Here is a 17191-nt window from a genome sequence, read left to right as displayed (position 1 = left end):
CCGTGCGCGGCCGCCGCTACAGCCCGCCCGCGACCCGCAGCACCGCCCCTGTCGTGTACGACGCCTCCGGCGACAGCAGCCACGCCACCGCGCCCGCGATCTCCTCCGGCTCGCCCGGCCGCCCCATCGGCACCCGCCCCTGGACGCGCCACGGCCGCTCGGGGTCGCCCATCCGCTCGTGGATGTCGGTGAGCGTCATCCCGGGCTGGACCGAGTTGACCCGGATCCCCTCCGCCGCCAGCTCCTTCGACAGCCCGACGGTCATCGCGTCGACCGCCGCCTTGCTGGCCGCGTAGTGCACATACTCCCCGGGGCTGCCGGTCGTCGCCGCGCCCGAGGAGATGTTGACGATGGCGCCGCCCTGCCCGCCGTGGCGCGTGGACATCTCGCGCGCTGCGCGCCGGGCGCACAGCAGGGCCCCGGTCACATTGACGTCCACGACGCGCCGCATCACCTCCGGTGAGGTCTCGGTGAAGCGGCCCAACGGCCCCGTGATCCCGGCGTTGTTGACCAGGCCGGTGATCGGACCCAGTTCCTCCAGCACCCGGTCGAACATCGCCTCGACCTGCTCCGCGTCGCTGGTGTCGGCCTGGACGACCAACGACCGCACACCCTCCGCGCGCACCGCCGCCGCCCACCGCTCCGCCGCGTCCCGCGCGTGCTCGTAGCCGACCGCGACGTTGTGCCCGGCGCGTGCGAGCCGCACCGCCACCGCCGCGCCGATGCCGCGACTGCCCCCCGTGACCACCGTGACCTGGTCCATGCCCATCAGCTCAGCTCAGCTCCCGCCCCGTAACGCATCCTGCTCCGACGGTCACCGACGATAACCGGTCAGGGATTGGTCTTGACCAAGTACGCACGCCGCCTTATGGTCGCATTGATACTGCAACAACCTTTAATAAAGAAGCGCGCATAACTGTGAAGGCGCGCGGGACCGTCGGCCATCGCAATCAAGGGGGACAGGGTGGGGACCACGCAGCTGGAATCGGTGCCAGAGCCCAAGTACTGGCATCTGAAGACCGTGCTCAGCGACGCACTCGACTCGGAGTTCGCGGTCGGCGAGATCCTGCCCAACGAGCGTGAGCTGGCCGCCCGCTTCGGCGTCGCCCGCGCCACCCTCCGACAGGCCCTCGAGCAGCTCGAGCTGGAGGGCAGGCTGCAGCGCCGCCGCGGCGTCGGCACCACCGTCGCCCCGCCCCGCGTCGGCGTGGCCGTCGGGGACTACGCCCACGGCTGGACCGACGCCTCCGGCGAGAACACCTGGCAGACCGTCGACAGCACCGAGGTGGCCCCGCCCGCCGAGGTCGCCCGGCTGCTGGAGATCGACCCCGACACCCCGGTCCACCGGGTGCGCCGCACCCGGATGAGCCACGGCCAGCCGCTCGCCGCCGAGCTGCTGTACGTACCGGCCGAGTCCGTCCCCGGCCTCGCCGCCATCGACACCCCCAGCGGCCTGGCCCGCGCCCGCGCCGTGCTGCGCGAGCTGCGCCGGCTGGAGCTGGAGGGCCGTGAGCAGACCGTGGAGCTCGGCTCGGCCCGCGCGGACGACGCCAAGGAGCTCGACCGGCTGCCCGGCGCCCCCGTCCTCCTCGTGACCACCCGCTATGTGGCCCAGGGCCGCCCCGCGGCCGTCGCCGTGGCCACCTACCGGGCCGACACCTGCCGGCTCACCTTCGGCGACGCGGGCGAGGAGCTGCTGGCGGGCTGATCCGGCCTCGATGCGGCGCGATCCAGCCCCAATAGGGACTGATCCGGGCCCGGTGCGGCTTGCTCCGAGCCCGCCCCACGCTCCTGTGTACGTGTACGTGTACGTGTACCGTGCCGCCGCCGTGTGCGCGCCCCACCCGGCCACGTACACCACCAACGTGGCCGCGCACCGGTCCCGAAACGCCACGCCCGCCGTGCCTCCCGCGTCAGCGGCTCGCGCGGCGGGTCGTCACCGTGCTGTCGACCGCGAACAGCTCCTGCTCCACATGGTCCAGGGCCAGCCGCAGCGCCCCCGTGGTCACCGCCGCCTCGCCGAGCAGCGAGAGCGCGACCTGCGGGGGCCGCAGACAGTAGCGCGACAGCTCGTCGCGCAGCGGGGCCAGCACCCCGTCAAGACCGGCGGCCCAGCCGCCCACCACCACGACCTCGGGGTCCAGCGCCAGCACCAGGGCCGCCGTGTCGTGCACCAGCCTGCGGACGAAGCGGTCCACGGCCGCGCGCGCCCGCGCGTCGCCGTCCCGGGCCAGCGCGAAGACATGCGCCACCTGCGCCTCGTCCAGCGGGTTCAGCGGCTCCCCGGTCGTGGAGAGCACCTCCTCCGGGGCGGCCTCCCGGCCCAGCAGATGCAGCGCCCCGATCTCCCCGGCGGCGCCGCCGAAGCCGCGGTGGAGCCGCCCGCCGATCAACGACCCGGCCCCCGGGCTCAACCCGGCCAGCACGAAGACCACATCGTCCGAACCGGCCGCCGCGCCCTTCCAGTGCTCGGCCACCGCGGCCGTGTTCGCGTCGTTCTCCACCAGCACCGGACAGCGGAAGGACCGCCGCAGCCGCTCACCCAGGGGCAGCCCGGTCCAGCCGGGGAGCGCGGTGCACAGGTGGACGGTGCCGTCGGCCTCGACGACGCCGGGGCTGCCCACCCCGACCGCGCGCAGCGAGAACCGGGCCACCCCGGCGCGCCGCAGCAGATCCGCGACGGTGGTGCGCACCCGCTCCAGCCGCTCGTCCGCGGACGCCTTCTCCGACACCTCGCGCACGATCGAGCCGAGCGCGTGTCCGTCGAGGTCCGACAGGAGCGCGGCCACCCGGTGCGGCCCTATCTCTATGCCCAGCAGATGCCCGGCCTCGGCCCGGAAGCGGAAGCGGCGCGCGGGGCGTCCCTGGCGGCGGACACCGCCTTCCTCGGCGGGCACCTCGACCACCAGACCACTGTCGGCCAGCCCGTCGATCACCCCCTCGACGGTGGGCCGGGACAGCCCGGTCACCCGGGTCAGATCGGTGAGGCTCGCGCTCCCGGCGCAGCCGCCCGCCTCGTCCTGGGCACCGCCGGTGGCCGTGCCGGACGCGGTGGCCGCGCGCAGCGCGTGCAGGACCACGGCGGAGTTGATGCGTCGCAGCAGAGACGGATCCCCGCCGGTGAGCCGCCCCAACGTCGGCCTCCCTCCCAGTGCGTATCTGCCGGATCGTATCCGCTGGGCGCGGAGGCGGCGAGTGCCTCTTCCCAGCTCGGACCGCCCGGCCCTCGCGCGGGTCACCTGACGGGCGGCCAGATGTCCGACCTACACGGTTTACTGACGCCATGACCAGTACGGCGGACCATGTGAGCACGATCGATCAGCTGCGCGCGCGGGACTTCCCCGCGCAGCGGACCGCCGACGGATGGGTGGAGAGCGGCCCCGGCTTCCATGTCGCCGACCTCCGCGTCAGCGAGGACTTCTGGGACGCGGATCTGACCCGGGTCGAGGAGGTGCTGGAGGAGTTCGAGGCCGAGCTGAGCGTGCTGGCGCAGGTGCTGACCTTACGGTGGGGCGCCCCCGACGTCCTCGACCTCACCGACTCCCTGGAGCGCTCGGCGATGGGCGAGCCGGTCCCGCCCCCGCTGGACACGCTGTGCGGTTACGTACCCGAGCTGCGTGTCTGGCGCGTCGACGGCCGCTGGGTCGGGCTGGGGGTCGGGCAGGGCGACCGCGAGCTCCCGTTCCAGCTGCTGGTGGCGATAGGGGAGGAAGGGACGATATGACACCAGAGCGATGTCCGGCCTGGTCCGGGGCACGAAACGACCGGGGTGTCCTGATCGCATAGGCTCGGTGGATGGCGAAGTATTTCGATGTGCACCCCGATAATCCACAGCCGCGCACCATCAGCAATGTGGCTGACATGATCCGCTCCGGCGCGCTCGTCGCCTACCCGACGGACTCCTGCTTCGCACTGGGATGCCGGCTGGGCAATCGTGACGGCCTCGGCCGGATCCGGTCGATCCGAAATCTCGACGAGCGTCACCACTTCACGCTGGTGTGCCAGAACTTCGCGCAGCTGGGCCAGTTCGTGCACGTCGACAAAGATGTGTTCCGTGTGATCAAAGCAGCGACGCCCGGCAGTTACACCTTCATTCTCCCGGCGACGAAGGAGGTGCCGCGGCAGCTGCTGCACCCGAAGAAGAAGACGGTCGGAGTCCGGATTCCTGACCATGCCGCCACTCAGGCCCTGCTGGCCGACCTCGGTGAGCCGCTGCTCTCCAGCACCCTGCTCCTGCCCGATGAGGACGAGCCGATGACGCAGGGCTGGGAGATCAAAGAACGGCTCGACCACGTGGTGGACGCCGTGGTGGACTCGGGTGACTGCGGCACCGAGCCGACCACGGTCATCGACTTGTCCGGCGGCGAAGCCGAGATCGTACGCCGAGGGGCAGGCGACACGGCACGGTTCGAGTGACCGTGCCGACGGCATCACCTCATGTCTCAGGTGTCCAGGCGTAACCGAGGGCGCAGCGGGACCGGCGTCCGCCTAGCCGTCGGCCTCGGCGGCGGCCCTGAGGCGGCCGTACTCCTCCGCCATGGCGGGCAGCGTCCAGTGCGCGTTGAGCCCGCTCGGGTTCGGCAGGGCCCAGATCCTGGTCTCGCCTATGGTCCTCGTCTGCGGCCCGATCTTCGCCTTCTTGTCGCCGAAGGCGACCCGGTAGGCGGTGACCCCCGCCACCGCGAGCCAGCGCGGCCGCAGCCGGAGCACCTTCTCCTCCAGGATCCGGCCGCCCTCCCGGTACTCCTCGTCGCTCAGCTCATCGGCTCGGGCACTGGCGCGCGCCACCACGTTGGTGATGCCGAGCCCATGGCGCACCAGCTCCGACTGCTCGGACGGATCGAGCCGTCGGGGGGTGAACCCCGAGGCGTGCAGGGCGGGCCAGAACCGGTTGCCGGGGCGGGCGAAGTGGTGGCCGGTGGCGGCCGTCATCAGCCCCGGGTTGATACCGCAGAAGAGGACGCGCAGACCGTCCGCGACCACATCGGGGACGAGGCGGTCGCGGGCGGCCTCCAGCTCGGCGGGGGTCATCGCCGGCGTCAGAGGATCGAGCCGGGAGCGTAGGCGGCGGCCTCCGGCCGCTCCTTGACGATCTCCTCGATCCTGGCGACCACCGCGCCTACCTGGTCCGCGGCCGCACCCGTGAAGGAGAGCTTGTCGTCCATCAGCGCGCCCAATGCGGCCCGGTCCAGCGGGATCCGCTCATCGGAGGCGAGCGAGTCGAGCAGCTCATTGCGCTCGGCGCCCCGCTCGCGCATCGCCAGCGCCGCGCCCACCGCGTGCTCCTTGATCGCCTCATGGGCGACCTCGCGGCCCACCCCGGCCCGTACGGCGCCCATCAGCACCTTCGTGGTGGCGAGGAAGGGGAGGTAGCGGTCCAGCTCACGGGCGACGACGGCGGGGAAGGCGCCGAACTCGTCCAGCACGGTCAGGAAGGTCTCCAGCAGCCCGTCGAAGGCGAAGAACGCGTCCGGCAGCGCGACCCGGCGCACCACCGAGCAGGAGACATCGCCCTCGTTCCACTGGTCGCCCGCCAGCTCCCCGGTCATCGAGGCGTAGCCGCGCAGGATCACCGCGAGGCCGTTCACGCGCTCGCAGGAGCGGGTGTTCATCTTGTGCGGCATCGCGGACGAGCCGACCTGGCCGGGCTTGAAGCCCTCGGTCACCAGCTCGTGCCCGGCCATCAGCCGAATGGTCTTGGCCAGCGAGGACGGGGCCGCGGCCAGCTGCACCAGCGCGGTGACGACGTCGTAGTCCAGCGAGCGCGGATAGACCTGGCCGACGGAGGTGAACGCCTGCCCGAAGCCGAGGTGGGTGGCGATCCGCCGCTCCAGCTCGGCCAGCTTCGCCGCGTCGCCGCCGAGCAGGTCCAGCATGTCCTGCGCGGTGCCGACCGGACCCTTGATGCCCCGCAGCGGATAGCGGCCCAGCAGGTTCTCCAGCCGTTCGTACGCCACCAGCAGCTCGTCCGCCGCGGTGGCGAACCGCTTGCCGAGCGTGGTGGCCTGCGCCGCGACATTGTGCGACCGGCCGGCCATCACCAGCTCGGCGTGGTCGGCGGCCAGCTTGCCGAGCCGGGCCAGCACGGCGACCGTACGGTCCCGCACCAGCTCCAGGGAGAGCCGGATCTGGAGCTGCTCCACGTTCTCGGTGAGATCGCGGGAGGTCATGCCCTTGTGGACGTGCTCATGGCCGGCGAGGGCGTTGAACTCCTCGATGCGGGCCTTCACATCGTGGCGGGTGACCTTCTCGCGCTCGGCGATCGAGGCCAGGTCGACGGTCTCCAGGACCCGCTCGTAGTCGGCGAGGGCGGCGTCCGGCACCTCGATTCCGAGGTCCTTCTGGGCGCGGAGCACGGCGAGCCACAGCCGCCGCTCCAGCGTCACCTTGTACTCGGGGGACCACAGGACGGCCAGCTCCGTGGAGGCGTAGCGGTTGGCCAGGACGTTCGGAATGCGCGGCTTACCAGTCACGTGCACAGAGTCTACTGGCCGTCCTCGCAGGCCAGACCGGTGGCCGAGGGACCCCGCCGAACAGACCGTACGGATCCCGCGGAACGGCCCTGGACCTGGGGTTCGTGGATCAGTCCTCGTACGGCAGCAGCTCGGCGCGCTTGGGGGCCCGTCCGTCGCCCGAGGAGCGGCCGGTCAGCCGCCTGCCGATCCACGGCCCGAGGTGCTGGCGGGCGAACCGCGCATCCGAGGTCCGGCGGGCCAGCCACCCGACGGGCACCGCGGGCGGCAGGGGCGCGTTCCAGTCCTCCTCCGGCTCGAGGCCCAGCGCCTGCCATACGGCCTCGGCGACCCGCCGGTGCCCCTCGGCGTTCAGATGCAGCCGGTCCTCGTGCCACATCCGGGGGTCCCCGACGGCGTCGGAGGCGTACAGGTCCACGACGGTCGCGTCATGCCGCGCGCCGAGTTCGTCGATGAACGCGAACAGCCGCTCCATCCGGGGCAGGAACCGCTCCAGCACCGGTCCGCGCCGACCCGGGCTGCGCATCAGCACCAGCCGTTTGCAGCTGGGCGCCAGCCGCTCGACGGCCTCCTCCAGCAGTCCGCACACCTGGTCCACGTCGCATTTCGGCCGCAGCACATCGTTCAGCCCGCCGACCAGGGTCACCAGGTCGGCGCCCATGGCCGCCGCCGGGCCCGTCTGCTCCTCGACGATCTGCCCGATGAGCTTGCCGCGGACCGCGAGGTTGGCGTAGCGGAAGCCGGGGCCGCGGGCGGCGAGCCGCCCGGCGAGCAGATCCGCCCAGCCTCGGTAGGTGCCGTCGGGAAGCGCGTCCGACATGCCCTCGGTGAAGGAGTCGCCGACCGCGACAAAGCTGCTGTAGGTGATGTTCGTCTGCATGGCTCGGGCGATTCTATCCGGGTGCGTGGGCTGCGTGGACCGCCGAGCGCGAGCATGATGAGCCGCATGGCGATGACCCACATCTACTTCGAGGGCGGAGCGCGGAACGGGACGACCGCCAGCTGGAATGTGGAGCCCGGCGCGGACATCTACGACGACAACATCTTTCGGCCACCCGAGCTGTACCGGCGGACGAACCGCACCAAGGTCATCGGACGGGTCGAGTACGTGATCTTCCGCTACGACCCGATGGGCACCCGGCCCGGCCCCGGCCCCGGTTCCGGGCCCGGCCGCTGAGCCTCGCCCGGCCGTCCGGCCGGGGCCGCGGTTGGACCGGTTGGACCGTCCGGGGTTCCGCGCGCCGCGCGGCGGGGCAGTCTGGTCGGCGTGGATGCCTTCGAATGCGACCGTACGACCATGGCCATCGTCGCCGCCGCGCTCGCCGACGACGGGGAGGGCGCCGCCGCCCTCCTGGAGCCGCTGGAGACGCGCGATGCGTGCCGGGTCGCGGTGCGGCTCGCCGCGATGGCCGCCCATGCGCTGGTGGCGGTGGCCGAGGAGGGCGGCGGCGGCCGGGAGGAGGCGCTGGCCCACTGGCAGGCGTGCATCATCGCCCATGAGTCCAGACAGACCGAGGATTGATCGGGCACGGGTCGGCGGGACCCCTCAGGCGACCAGCTCGCGCAGTACGTCCTCCATGGTCACCAGCCCCTCCAGCCGTCCGTCCGCGGCGATGACCGCCGCGAGATGGGTACGGCTGTCGCGCATCGCGGTGAGCACGTCGTCCAGCGGCGTGAGCGACCGCACCCGGGGGATCGGGCGCAGCTGATCGGGGCGGAACGGCACCTCCCGGGGCCGTGCGTCCAGCGCGTCCTTCACATGCAGATAGCCCAGGATCCGCCCGGAGTCGTCCACCACCGGGAACCGTGAGAAGCCGGTCCGCGCCGACAGCCGCTCCAGCTCATCGGGGGTCACCCCGAGCCGCGCCCTGACCACCCGGCCCATGGGCAGCACCACGTCCCGCACCCGTCGCCGGGCAAGCTCCAGCGCGTCCCGCAGCCGCTCGGTGGCGCGGTCGTCCAGCAGCCCGGCCTCGCTGGAGTCCGAGACCATCCGGGCCAGCTCATCGTCGGAGAAGGTGGCCGAGACCTCGCCCTTGGGTTCCACGCGCAACAGCTTCAGCACCCCGTTCGCCAGGGCGTTCACGCCGAAGATCACCGGGCGCAGGGCGCGGGCGAGGGTGACCAGGGGCGGGCCGAGCAGCAGCACGGTGCGCACCGGCTCGGCCAGCGCCACGTTCTTCGGCACCATCTCGCCGAACAGCATGTGCAGATATGTGGCCAGGCTCAGCGCGATCACGAACGAGATCGGGTGCACCAGACCCAGTGGCAGACCCACCACATGGAACAGGGGCTCCAGCAGATGCGCGATGGCCGGTTCCGCCACGGCGCCCAGCACCAGCGTGCACAGCGTGATCCCGAGCTGGGCGGCGGCCAGCAGCGCGGAGAGGTGCTCCAGGCCCCACAGCACGGCCCGCGCCCGCCGGTCGCCCTGCTGGGCATGCGGTTCGATCTGGCCGCGGCGCACCGAGATCAGGGCGAACTCCGCGCCCACGAAGAAGGCGTTGAGGACCAGCGTCAACAGGCCGATCAGCAGTTGGAGAACGGTCATCGGCCCGTCGCCCCCTCGGCCCCGTGCACACCGCCGGCCCCGTCGCCGCCATCGCCCCCGGCGCCGCGCAGCGGCGCCCGCAGCCGGACCCGGGCCGCCCGGTGGCTCGTCACCTTCCGTACCTCCACCGACCAGCCCGCCGGCTCGACGGTGTCGCCGACGGCCGGGATCCGGCCCAGCTCGGTGGCGATGAGCCCGGCCAGCGTCTCGTACGGGCCCGGGGGCACCCGCAGCCCGATGCGCTCCAGCTGGTCGACGCGGGCCGCGCCGTCCGCGTCGTACAGCGTATGGCCCTCGGGGTCCCGGCCCATCGGAATCAGCTGGGCGGTCTCATGCGGATCGTGCTCGTCGCGGACCTCGCCGACCACCTCCTCGACGATGTCCTCCAGGGTGACGACCCCGGCCGTACCGCCGTACTCGTCGATCACCACGGCCATGCTGCGCTGGGCCGAGAGCCGGTCCAGCAGCCGGTCCACGGTGAGCGGCTCCGGGACGAACACCGCGTCGCGCATCACCTCCGACACCGGGCGCCGGGGCCGCTCCTCGGCGGGGACCGCCAGCACGTCCTTGATGTGGACGAGCCCGGCGACGGTGTCCAGGCTGCCCCGGTAGATGGGGAAGCGGGACAGCCCGGTGGCGCGGGTCGCGTTGGCCACGTCCTCGGCGGTGGCCCGTACGTCCAGCGCCACCACCCGTACCCTCGGGGTCATCACGTTCTCCGCGGTGAGCCCGGCGAGGTTGAGGGTGCGGACGAACAGCTCGGCGGTGCCCTTCTCCAGCGCGCCCTCCTTGGCCGAGTGCCGGGCGAGGGCGATCAGCTCCTGCGGACCGCGCGCGGAGGCCAGCTCCTCGGCGGGCTCCAGGCCCATCCGGCGCACGGTGCGGTTGGCGGTGTTGTTGAGATGACTGATCAGCGGGCGGAAGACGGAGCTGAAGACGCGCTGCGGAGTGGCCACGGCCTTGGCGACCGGCAGCGGCCGGGAGATCGCCCAGTTCTTGGGCACCAGCTCGCCGACGACCATCAGCACGACGGTGGACAGGAAGGTGCCGAGCACCAGCGCGGTCGAGTGGACGGCCGACTGGGGTACGCCGATCGCGGTGAGCGGCCCGGCCAGCAGGGCCGCGACGGACGGTTCCGCCAGCATGCCGACGACCAGATTGGTCACGGTGATGCCGAGCTGCGCGCCGGAGAGCTGGTAAGTGAGGCTCCGCACGGCCTTCAGCGCCCCGGCCGCGCCGCGCTCCCGGCGCCCGGCCGCGAGTTCCAGCTCGCTGCGCTCGACCGTGGTCAGCGAGAACTCCGCCGCGACGAAGGCGCCACAGGCCACCGCCAGGAGGAGGGCCACGGCCAGGAGGAGGACTTCGGTCATCGGTTCACCTCCGTCCCATGCTAGGGCCTGTCTGGGGTTGTGACCTGGATCAGGGAGCGTGCGTGCCACGCCCCGCGAGCCCAGATCACAACCCCAGACAGGCCCTGAAGGCTCCGCACGGCGGCGCCGCGCCCGGGAGGGCCGCCGGGGTCAGGGGCGCAGCGGCTTGACCCAGCGGCTCCACTGCGGCTGCGGCGCATAGCCCGCCGCGCTCCACGCGTGGTGGGCGAGCTCGTTCTCCTTGAGCACCATCGCGTCGCCGCGCCGTCCGCCCAGGGCCGCGAACCGCTCCTCGGCCGCCGCCAGGAGGGCCGTCGCCACGCCCTGGCGGCGGTGCCCGGGGTGGACGGCCAGCCGGTACAGATGGCAGCGCCAGCCGTCGAAACCGGCGATCACGGTTCCGGCGAGCTCACCGTCCCGCTCGGCCAGCAGCAGCGACTCCGGGTCGCGGTCGAGCAGCCGGGCCACCCCGTCCCGGTCGTCGCTGATGCTGGTGCCCTCAGCCGCCTCCTTCCAGAAGGTGAGCACGGTGTCGAGGTCGGCGGGGGCCGCGGCCCGTATCCGGAGATCGTTCATGGCCGTATCCCACCATCGGGCGGACCGCGGCGTCGACGGGATTCCGCCGGGTCAGCCGCCGTGCAGCTCCTCGATCACCGGGGCGAACGCCTCCATGTTGTGCTCCAGCACGGTGAAGTACGAGAAGCCGAACCGCTCGCGGTGGGCCCGCAGCTGCTCCGCCATCTCCTTGGCGCCGCCCAGCAGCAGCGCCGGGTGCTCCAGCAGCTGGTCCTCGGTGAGGTCGGGTGCGTACGGGCCCAGCTCACGGACCTTGGCGCGCCGGTCGTCGGTGGGGCCGACCATCTGGATGAGATAGTTCAGCTCGATGCCGGTCTCATCGGTCCCCTTGGTCCGCTCCGCTTCGGCGGCGAAGCGGCGGAAGGCGGCGATCCGGCCCTCCAGCGCCTCGGGGCTGATCAGCTGCAGGGTGCCCTGGGGCTTGCCGGCGGGCTGCGCCGCGCCGGTGAAGGCCGCGATGTCCGCGTGGCGCGCGGCCAGCCGCAGCAGCCGGTCGCCGTTGCCGCCGAGCAGCAGCGGCGGGCGCGGGGACTGGGTGGACCGCGGCCGGTGCTCGGAATCGGTCAGCAGGCGCTCCAACTCGGCCACGGTGTGCACCAGATGGTCGACCCGCTCCCCTGGCGAACCGAACGGCAGCCCGGCGCTGTCGTGCTCGGCCTTGACGTAGCCGGCGCCCAGGCCGAGCTCCAGCCGGCCGTCGGTGAGCGCGTCACAGGTGGCCACCTCCCGGGCGAGCAGCGCGGGGTTCCAGAAGCCGGCGTTGAGCACGAAGGTGCCCAGCCGCGGGCGCTCGGTCACCTCGGCGGCGGTGGCCAGTGCCGGGAACGGGGCGGGGTTGCCGAGGTGGTCGGGGGCCAGCAGCACGTCATAGCCGAGCTGCTCGGCGTGGCGGCACTTCCCCCGCCATGCCTCGGCCGATTCGAGGGTGAGCAGGTTGACTCCGAAACGGAACGGCCTTGCCATGAGCCCTCCTTGATCGCGGATACCGCGAACGTATCCGAGATCGGCTCCGTTCGGGGCCGCTCACCCTCATTCGGCGGCCCGGCCGATCGGGCACCGGGCCGGGGCCCCGGCGCTCAGTTCAGCGGATCGGGGTCCGGGGCGGCCCCGGGCGGCGCGGTGGCGGCCGCGAAGATGTGCATCCGCTCCAGCACCGCCTCGGCCGTGGGCCGTTCCATCCGGTCCACGATCCGGCCGTCGGCGAGGAAGAGCACCAGATCGGAGTGGGCGGCGGCGGTCGGGTCGTGGGTGACCATGACGACCGTCTGGCCCAGTTCGTCCACGGCCTCCCGCAGGAAGCGCAGCACCTCCAGGCCCGACCGTGAGTCCAGGTTGCCGGTCGGCTCGTCCGCGAAGATCAGCTCGGGGCGGGAGGCGAGCGCCCGCGCGCACGCCACCCGCTGCTGCTGCCCGCCGGACAGCTGGGCGGGCCGGTGCCGCAGCCGGTCCCGCAGCCCGAGGGTGTCGATGACCCGGTCCACCCACTCCTGGTCGGGTTTGCGGCCCGCGATGTCCATGGGCAGGGTGATGTTCTCGGCCGCGTTGAGCGTGGGCAGCAGATTGAACGACTGGAACATGAAGCCGATCCGGTCGCGGCGGAGCTGGGTCAGCTCCTTGTCGCCCAGGCCGGTGATCTCGGTGTCGCCCAGCCAGGCCCGGCCCGACGAGACCGTGTCGAGACCCGCCAGACAGTGCATCAGAGTGGACTTGCCGGAGCCGGACGGGCCCATCACCGCGGTGAACCTGCCCCGTTCGATCTCCACGTCCACCGCGTCCAGCGCGAGCACGGCCGTCTCGCCGCTGCCGTACGCCTTGGTCAGGGACCGGGCTCGGGCCGCCGCGTGGGCGCCGCCGTCCGCGAACCCGTCCGTCTTCGTTGCCGCCGGTGTGGACATGATGCCTCCCCGTATCGGAACGTCGTGCCCTCGATGGTAGGGACCCGGCCGCCGGTACGCGCGCCTGCGGACGCGGGCGTACGGGAATGCGAACGCCGACGGGAAGGCGATCAGGGACCGGAGGGCGCCGATGGGCGGCGGGCGGCGCCGAGCACGCACGGGGACGTCGGCAGCGTCGGGCCCCGGTCCGGGATGCGCAGCCGGCGGTGGCCGATCGGCTCGAAGCCCGCGGCCGCGATCTCCGACCGCGCCTCACGCGCCGTATGGCAGCCGCCGAACATCAGCGGCCACACCGTGCGGTCCAGCGCCCACTGGGTCGTCGCCAGGACCCGCCCCTCGGCGCGGCCGTGCTCGAGGAAGCGCAGCTCACCGCCGGGCCGCAGCACCCGCAGCAGCTCGGCGAGCGCGCGCCGCACATCGCGCACCGAACACAGCACCAGACAGGCCACCGCCGCGTCGAACCCCTCGCTCTTGACCGGCAGCGCCTCGGCGACGCCCGGCACCACGTCCACGGGCACCCCGGCGCGCAGCCCCGCCCGGGTGGCCAGCCGCCGCAGATGGCGCTCCGGCTCGATGGCGACGACCTCGGAGACGGTCTCGGGGTAGTGCGGGAAGTTCAGCCCGTTGCCCGCGCCGATCTCGATGACCCGGCCGGAGAGCCCGGCCAGCAGCTCGCCGCGCAGCTTGCCCAGCCCGGCCCGCTCGTCGGCCGACGGGCTCAGTCTGGCGTAGCAGCGGGCGAAGAGCGGATGGTGGACGGCGTCACGCGGGGGTGTGCGACGGCATACGGGCATGGGAGCTCCCCCTTGTCCCAGGTGCGGACGGTTTGTCCCGGCTGCGTCCGGGGATGGACGACGACCGGTACCCGGATTCTGCCCAGGCGGGGGGTGCCGCTACGCGGCCAGCCGCGCCGGGTCCCAGGTGCCGTCCAGCCGGGGCGCCAGCCAACCGGGAGCCTGGGCGCGGAACTCGGCGGGCGGCAGGGCGGGGGCACCCTGGGGGACGGCGCCCAGCAGCGGGACGCCGGAGGACTCCGGCAGATCGGCCACGTTGCAGCGGGAGGCGAGATCCGCGGCGGCGGGCCAGCTGCCGATGACGACGCCGGGACACTCCAGCCCGCGGGCGCGCAGTGCCTCGGTGGTCAGGGTGGTCGCGTTGAGCGTGCCGAGGCCCGCGTGGGCGACGACGAGGACGGGCGCGCCGAGCAGCCGGGCCGCGTCGGCGAGCGTCGCCCCCGTCTCGTCGAACCGTACGAGCAGCCCGCCCGCGCCCTCGACCAGCACCAGATCGTGCTCGGTGGCCAGCTTCTCGGTCGCCTCGGCCACCTCGTGCGGCCGCACCGGAGGCAGTCCGGCGCGGCGGGCGGCGGTGGCGGGGGCCAGCGGCTCGGGGTAGCGGGCGAGTTCGAGCAGGGTCACCGCCCCGGCGAGGCGGGCCACCTCCGCGGCATCGCCCGGCTCGCCCTCCGCGATGCCGGTCTGAGCGGGCTTGAGCACCGCCACCGAGCGGCCGTGCGCGAGCGCCGCGGCGGCGACGGCCGCCGTGCTGACGGTCTTTCCGATCTCGGTGCCCGTACCGGTGACGACCAGGACTGTCATCTTTGTTTCCGTTGCCTTTCGGTTTCGTTCGTGCCCCGGGCCGTCGCCCGGACTGCCCTCGCATGCCCCAGCCCGCGGCCGGTCTCTTGGGAAGAGCCGGCCGCGAGCGGGGCGGGCGGGTCAGACGGCCGCGGCCGCGGCCGTCCGGACCGCCGCGCAGATCCGGGCCAGATCGTGGTCCCCGGTGATGTACGGCGGCATGGTGTACAGCAGATCGCGGAACGGGCGCAGCCACACGCCCTCGCGCACCGCGGCCCGCGTCGCCGCCGCCATCGCCGCGTCGTCCATCGGACGGTCCAGCTGGACGACGCCGATCGCGCCGAGCACCCGTACGTCCCGGACGCCCGGCACGGCGGCCGCCTCCGCGAGACCGTCCCGCAGCCCGGTCTCGATCCGCTTGACCTCCTGCCGCCAGTCGTAGGAGAGCAGCAGATCGATCGAGGCGCTGGCCACGGCCGTGGCCAGCGGATTGCCCATGAAGGTCGGGCCGTGGGCGAGCACCGGCACCTCGCCGCGCGAGATGCCCTCCGCCACCCGCGGAGTGCACAAGGTGGCGGCGAGGGTCAGATAACCCCCGGTCAGCGCCTTGCCCAGACACATCACATCGGGGCACACCCCCGCGTGTTCGGCCGCGAAGAGCGCGCCCGAGCGGCCGAAGCCCGTGGCGATCTCGTCGAACACCAGCAGCACATCGTGCTCGTCGCACGCCTCGCGCAGCACCCGTAGCAGCGCGGGGGAGTGGAAGCGCATCCCGCCCGCGCCCTGCACCACGGGCTCCACGATCACCGCGGCCAGCTCATGGGCGTGGCGGGCCACCAGCTCACGGACGTGGCGTTCGTACGCCGGGTCGGGGTCCGCGTCGAAGCCGGGCGGCGGCGCGTCCGCGAAGATCTGCTCGGGCAGCACACCGGACCACAGCCGGTGCATGCCGCCGTCCGGGTCGCACACCGCCATCGGCTGCCAGGTGTCGCCGTGATAGCCGCCACGCCAGGTCAGCAGCCGCCGCTTGGCGGGGCGGCCGAGGGAGCGCCAGTACTGCAGGCACATCTTCACCGCGACCTCGACCGACACCGAACCGGAGTCGGCGAGGAAGACGTGCTGGAGCGGCTCGGGTGTGATCTCCACCAGCCGGGTGGCCAGCCGGACGGCGGGCTCATGGGTGAGCCCGCCGAACATCACATGGCTCATCCGGTCCAGCTGACCGCGCGCGGCGTCGTTGAGCGTCGGGTGGTTGTAGCCGTGGATGGCGGACCACCACGACGACATTCCGTCCACCAGCTCGCGGACGCCCTCCACCGGCTCGGCCAGCCGCAGCCGGACCCCGGCCGCGGACTCCACGACCAGCGGGTCCTGGCGGCCGGGCATCGGGCCGTACGGATGCCAGACGTGCTGCCGGTCCAGCTCCCGCAGCTCGGCCGGGGTCAGCGGCTCAGGCATTTGGCGGCAGATCCGTGCCCGCGCCGCGGCGGCGCACCGCGACCAGGCCGGCGTGGGACTCCTGCGTGCCCGCGGGGGCGGAGACCGTCGCACCGGCCGCCGCCCGAGCCGGTACGGCATCGGCGGGCACGCGGTCGGCGGACACGGCGTCGGCGGGCACGGCGTCGGTGGGCGCCGCGTCACCGCACGGGCCGCAGCCGCCGCCCTCCGCGCCGTGACCGCCGCAGCCGGAACCGGCGGCGGCAGCTGCGTCCGCGCGGTGCGCGGGCAGCGTCGTGGTGTCGGTGCCCTCCACCTCGAAGCCCGCGTCGGCGATCATCGCCAGATCGTCCTCGCCCGCCTGGCCCTCGGTGGTCAGATAGTCGCCGAGGAAGATCGAGTTCGCCAGGTTCAGGGCCAGCGGCTGGAGCGTCCGCAGATGGATCTCGCGGCCGCCCGCGAGCCGCACCTCGACGTCCGGGCAGACGAACCGCACCATGGCCAGGATCCGCAGACAGCGCTGCGGGGTGAGGTTCCAGTCCCCGGCCAGCGGGGTGCCCTCGATCGGGATGAGGAAGTTGACCGGCACCGAGTCCGGGTCCAGCTCGCGCAGCGAGAAGACCACGTCCACCAGGTCCGCATCGGACTCGCCCATGCCCGCGATCAGCCCGGAGCAGGCGGACATCCCCGCCGCCTGGGCCTGCTGCACGGTCGAGACCCGGTCGGCGTAGGTGTGGGTGGTGGTGATGTCGCCGTACGTCGCCTCGGAGGTGTTGAGGTTGTGGTTGTACGCGTTCGCCCCCGCGTCCTTCAGCCGCTCCGCCTGGCCGTCGGACAGCAGTCCCAGACAGGCGCAGATCTCGACGTCCTGGTGCTCGTCCTTGATGGCGGCGATGGTCTGGGAGACCCGGTCCACATCGCGGTCGGTCGGGCCGCGCCCGCTGGCGACCAGGCACACCCGCTTGGCGCCGCCCGCGACCCCGGCGCCCGCCGCGGCGGCCGCCTGCTCCGGCTTGAGCCAGGTGTACTTGAGGATCTCCGACTTCGAGCCCAGCCGCTGCGAGCAGTACGAACAGTCCTCGGGGCACAGCCCCGACTTGAGGTTCACCAGATAGTTGAGCTTCACCCGCCGCCCGAACCAGGCGCGGCGCACCTTGCCCGCCGCGGCCACCACATCGAGCAGCTCGTCATCGGAGGTCGCCAAAACGGCGAGCGCCTCTTCGCGGGTGGGCGTCTCGCGCCGCAGCCCCTTCTCCACCAGCGTGTTCAGCAGGTCCATGGCGACGATCCTTTCCTACCCCACCGCCCGCGG

General features: G+C 73.0%; 19 protein-coding genes. 5 read left to right on the top strand and 14 right to left on the bottom strand.

Annotated elements, in window-relative coordinates; genetic code table 11:
• Window positions 1-16: 16 nt before the first annotated feature.
• The gene (locus J2Z30_RS18225; protein WP_044580995.1) at window positions 17-763 is read right to left on the bottom strand and encodes a glucose 1-dehydrogenase; all 747 of its coding nucleotides are present in this window, start codon (window positions 761-763) and stop codon (window positions 17-19) included.
• 201 nt (window positions 764-964) lie between these two features.
• On the opposite strand from J2Z30_RS18225, the gene J2Z30_RS18220 reads away from it, so the two are divergent.
• The gene (locus J2Z30_RS18220; RefSeq protein WP_044568161.1) at window positions 965-1708 is read left to right on the top strand and encodes a GntR family transcriptional regulator; all 744 of its coding nucleotides are present in this window, start codon (window positions 965-967) and stop codon (window positions 1706-1708) included.
• A gap of 205 nt (window positions 1709-1913) precedes the next feature.
• Here J2Z30_RS18220 and J2Z30_RS18215 read toward each other — a convergent pair whose 3' ends face one another.
• Complete coding sequence (locus tag J2Z30_RS18215; RefSeq protein ID WP_044568160.1) at window positions 1914-3134, bottom strand: ROK family protein; 1221 nt, start codon at window positions 3132-3134, stop codon at window positions 1914-1916.
• A gap of 149 nt (window positions 3135-3283) precedes the next feature.
• Here J2Z30_RS18215 and J2Z30_RS18210 point away from each other — a divergent pair, with 149 nt between their 5' ends.
• Together J2Z30_RS18210 and J2Z30_RS18205 are read left to right on the top strand one after the other, a co-directional pair.
• On the top strand, window positions 3284-3724 hold the full coding sequence (locus J2Z30_RS18210) for a hypothetical protein (RefSeq protein WP_044568159.1): 441 nt from the start codon (window positions 3284-3286) through the stop codon (window positions 3722-3724).
• A 71-nt stretch (window positions 3725-3795) separates the two neighbouring features.
• The gene (locus J2Z30_RS18205; protein ID WP_044568157.1) at window positions 3796-4416 is read left to right on the top strand and encodes an L-threonylcarbamoyladenylate synthase; all 621 of its coding nucleotides are present in this window, start codon (window positions 3796-3798) and stop codon (window positions 4414-4416) included.
• Between the two features lie 72 nt (window positions 4417-4488).
• On the opposite strand, the gene mug is transcribed toward J2Z30_RS18205, so the two are convergent.
• From mug to J2Z30_RS18190, 3 genes are all read right to left on the bottom strand, one after another.
• Window positions 4489-5031, bottom strand: coding sequence for a G/U mismatch-specific DNA glycosylase (gene mug / locus J2Z30_RS18200; RefSeq protein WP_044568156.1), 543 nt, complete (start codon window positions 5029-5031; stop codon window positions 4489-4491).
• 8 nt (window positions 5032-5039) lie between these two features.
• The gene (purB, locus tag J2Z30_RS18195) at window positions 5040-6473 is read right to left on the bottom strand and encodes an adenylosuccinate lyase (protein WP_044568155.1); all 1434 of its coding nucleotides are present in this window, start codon (window positions 6471-6473) and stop codon (window positions 5040-5042) included.
• A 109-nt stretch (window positions 6474-6582) separates the two neighbouring features.
• Window positions 6583-7353, bottom strand: a complete 771-nt coding sequence (locus J2Z30_RS18190; protein ID WP_044568154.1) for an SGNH/GDSL hydrolase family protein — start codon at window positions 7351-7353, stop codon at window positions 6583-6585.
• Between the two features lie 66 nt (window positions 7354-7419).
• On the opposite strand from J2Z30_RS18190, the gene J2Z30_RS18185 reads away from it, so the two are divergent.
• Window positions 7420-7650 (top strand): hypothetical protein, encoded by a 231-nt coding sequence (locus tag J2Z30_RS18185; protein WP_245388135.1) that lies wholly within the window; start codon window positions 7420-7422, stop codon window positions 7648-7650.
• Between the two features lie 90 nt (window positions 7651-7740).
• Entirely contained in the window at window positions 7741-7995 is a 255-nt protein-coding gene (locus tag J2Z30_RS18180) for a hypothetical protein (RefSeq protein ID WP_372453283.1), read from the top strand.
• A gap of 24 nt (window positions 7996-8019) precedes the next feature.
• Here the strand turns inward: J2Z30_RS18180 and J2Z30_RS18175 are convergent, their stop codons facing one another.
• The 9 genes from J2Z30_RS18175 to bioB all read right to left on the bottom strand — a co-directional run bounded on the left by J2Z30_RS18175 (window position 8020) and on the right by bioB (window position 17158).
• Window positions 8020-9024, bottom strand: a complete 1005-nt coding sequence (locus J2Z30_RS18175; RefSeq protein WP_044568152.1) for a hemolysin family protein — start codon at window positions 9022-9024, stop codon at window positions 8020-8022.
• Complete coding sequence (locus tag J2Z30_RS18170; RefSeq protein ID WP_044568151.1) at window positions 9021-10394, bottom strand: hemolysin family protein; 1374 nt, start codon at window positions 10392-10394, stop codon at window positions 9021-9023. The genes J2Z30_RS18175 and J2Z30_RS18170 overlap by 4 nt, the downstream gene beginning before the upstream one ends.
• Window positions 10395-10544: 150 nt before the next feature.
• The gene (locus tag J2Z30_RS18165; protein WP_486389187.1) at window positions 10545-11012 is read right to left on the bottom strand and encodes a GNAT family N-acetyltransferase; all 468 of its coding nucleotides are present in this window, start codon (window positions 11010-11012) and stop codon (window positions 10545-10547) included.
• 9 nt (window positions 11013-11021) lie between these two features.
• Window positions 11022-11933 carry an LLM class F420-dependent oxidoreductase gene (locus J2Z30_RS18160; protein ID WP_044568148.1) on the bottom strand — a complete coding sequence of 304 codons (912 nt, stop codon included), beginning with the start codon at window positions 11931-11933 and terminating at the stop codon, window positions 11022-11024.
• A 113-nt stretch (window positions 11934-12046) separates the two neighbouring features.
• A complete protein-coding gene (locus tag J2Z30_RS18155; RefSeq protein WP_044580993.1) occupies window positions 12047-12865 on the bottom strand; it encodes an ABC transporter ATP-binding protein in 819 nt (272 codons plus the stop codon).
• Between the two features lie 110 nt (window positions 12866-12975).
• Window positions 12976-13659, bottom strand: a complete 684-nt coding sequence (locus J2Z30_RS18150; RefSeq protein WP_044568146.1) for a class I SAM-dependent methyltransferase — start codon at window positions 13657-13659, stop codon at window positions 12976-12978.
• Between the two features lie 99 nt (window positions 13660-13758).
• Window positions 13759-14463, bottom strand: a complete 705-nt coding sequence (bioD, locus tag J2Z30_RS18145; protein WP_044568145.1) for a dethiobiotin synthase — start codon at window positions 14461-14463, stop codon at window positions 13759-13761.
• A gap of 120 nt (window positions 14464-14583) precedes the next feature.
• The gene (locus tag J2Z30_RS18140; RefSeq protein WP_044568143.1) at window positions 14584-15900 is read right to left on the bottom strand and encodes an adenosylmethionine--8-amino-7-oxononanoate transaminase; all 1317 of its coding nucleotides are present in this window, start codon (window positions 15898-15900) and stop codon (window positions 14584-14586) included.
• Window positions 15893-17158: a biotin synthase BioB gene (gene bioB, locus J2Z30_RS18135; RefSeq protein ID WP_044568142.1), complete on the bottom strand. Its 1266-nt coding sequence runs from the start codon at window positions 17156-17158 to the stop codon at window positions 15893-15895. Before bioB ends, J2Z30_RS18140 begins: the two co-directional genes overlap by 8 nt.
• Window positions 17159-17191 lie beyond the last annotated feature (33 nt).

Origin of the sequence: Streptomyces iranensis (assembly GCF_017874715.1) — a bacterium.
Lineage (GTDB): Bacteria > Actinomycetota > Actinomycetes > Streptomycetales > Streptomycetaceae > Streptomyces > Streptomyces iranensis.
The sequence above is the reverse complement of the archived record's forward strand: the minus strand, read 5'-3'. Positions and strand labels throughout refer to the sequence as shown.

Coding starts and splice junctions, on each gene's coding strand:
- J2Z30_RS18225 (WP_044580995.1), bottom strand. CDS start 763: ATGGACCAGGTCACGGTGGTCACGGGGGGCAGTCGCGGCATCGGCGCG.
- J2Z30_RS18210 (WP_044568159.1), top strand. CDS start 3,284: ATGACCAGTACGGCGGACCATGTGAGCACGATCGATCAGCTGCGCGCG.
- J2Z30_RS18205 (WP_044568157.1), top strand. CDS start 3,796: ATGGCGAAGTATTTCGATGTGCACCCCGATAATCCACAGCCGCGCACC.
- mug (WP_044568156.1), bottom strand. CDS start 5,031: ATGACCCCCGCCGAGCTGGAGGCCGCCCGCGACCGCCTCGTCCCCGAT.
- J2Z30_RS18190 (WP_044568154.1), bottom strand. CDS start 7,353: ATGCAGACGAACATCACCTACAGCAGCTTTGTCGCGGTCGGCGACTCC.
- J2Z30_RS18185 (WP_245388135.1), top strand. CDS start 7,420: ATGGCGATGACCCACATCTACTTCGAGGGCGGAGCGCGGAACGGGACG.
- J2Z30_RS18175 (WP_044568152.1), bottom strand. CDS start 9,024: ATGACCGTTCTCCAACTGCTGATCGGCCTGTTGACGCTGGTCCTCAAC.
- J2Z30_RS18170 (WP_044568151.1), bottom strand. CDS start 10,394: ATGACCGAAGTCCTCCTCCTGGCCGTGGCCCTCCTCCTGGCGGTGGCC.
- J2Z30_RS18160 (WP_044568148.1), bottom strand. CDS start 11,933: ATGGCAAGGCCGTTCCGTTTCGGAGTCAACCTGCTCACCCTCGAATCG.
- J2Z30_RS18155 (WP_044580993.1), bottom strand. CDS start 12,865: ATGTCCACACCGGCGGCAACGAAGACGGACGGGTTCGCGGACGGCGGC.
- J2Z30_RS18150 (WP_044568146.1), bottom strand. CDS start 13,659: ATGCCCGTATGCCGTCGCACACCCCCGCGTGACGCCGTCCACCATCCG.
- bioD (WP_044568145.1), bottom strand. CDS start 14,463: ATGACAGTCCTGGTCGTCACCGGTACGGGCACCGAGATCGGAAAGACC.
- J2Z30_RS18140 (WP_044568143.1), bottom strand. CDS start 15,900: ATGCCTGAGCCGCTGACCCCGGCCGAGCTGCGGGAGCTGGACCGGCAG.
- bioB (WP_044568142.1), bottom strand. CDS start 17,158: ATGGACCTGCTGAACACGCTGGTGGAGAAGGGGCTGCGGCGCGAGACG.